This is a genomic window from Microbacterium sp. SD291 (genome assembly GCF_017355365.1).
Lineage (GTDB): Bacteria > Actinomycetota > Actinomycetes > Actinomycetales > Microbacteriaceae > Microbacterium.
On the sequence record NZ_JADIJR010000076.1, the window covers coordinates 1 to 1,061 of the forward strand.

Here is a 1,061-nt window from a genome sequence, read left to right on the forward strand (position 1 = left end):
CCTGTGCTGCGGGCGTGTCGAGTGGGTCGTCCAGGGGCGACGCAGGAGCGTCGACGCGACGTGCTGAGAGGTGGTTCCAGTCGAGCGCTAGGACACCGGCTACAGGCATGGCGATAGGTCAGGAACGGCGTCGCTCCCTGCGCAGGAGGGAGCGCAGAGTCTCGGCGTTTGCGTAGCCGACCCGTAGCGCGATCTCGGCGGAGGTGAGGTCCGTGGTTGCTGAGAGGTGTCGAGCTCGTTCGGTGCGAAGCCGTTGGACGAAGCCGAGCGGAGTGAGGTTGAGCGCCGCACGGACTCGTCGTTCGAGGGTGCGCCGGCTGGTGCCGAGCGACTGCGCGACGAAGGCGACGTTGAACGGTTCGTCCAGGCGGGCGCGCACGAAGCGTTCGAACTCGACGACGATCGGGTCCTCGTGCCGGAGATGTTCGTAGGCGACGAAGGCCGCCTGCGACGGGCGCTCGTCGATGATGAGGAGCTTGGCGACATGTTGGGCCAGGTCGGGGCTGATCGATCGCACGAGTGAGAGCGCGAGGTCGATGTGGGCGAAGGCGGCGCCGGCGGTGACGAGGTTCCCGTCGACCACGACCATGGTGTCGAGATCGAGGGCGACGGTCGGATAGCGCTTCCGGAACTCCGGCCCCAGGAACCAGCTGGTCGTCGCCCGCCGATGATGCATCCGTCCTGTCTCGGCGACGGCGAACACGCCGGTGCACGCCGCGGCGATCCGGGTGGTCGCGTCGTCGAGGCGCCCGAGTGAGGCGATGACCGAACGAGCATCTCGACTCTGGAGGGCGTCGTGGGTCGCGGCGGCCGTGAGGGTTCCAAGCGCAGGGACGACGACCACGTCGAACTCTCCGGACTCCGGCAGCGGGTGGTCCACCGACAGGGTCATCGATGCCGTCGTGGTCACTCGCCGTTTCGGTCCGAGGATGGCGAGTTCGATCGGGTCGATCCGCGGGTCGACATCGCCGCGGGCTCCGTCGGCCACCCGCACGATGTCGATGATCGACGCGATAGCCGAACCGAAGCAGCCGTCGATCGCGATCAGTCCGATACGCATG

General features: G+C 67.9%; 1 protein-coding gene. It reads right to left on the minus strand.

What is annotated here, in order from left to right; genetic code table 11:
* Positions 1 to 118: 118 nt before the first annotated feature.
* Positions 119 to 1,060, minus strand: coding sequence for a GlxA family transcriptional regulator (locus IPV10_RS16830; RefSeq protein ID WP_087136509.1), 942 nt, complete (start codon positions 1,058 to 1,060; stop codon positions 119 to 121).
* Position 1,061: the final 1 nt, after the last annotated feature.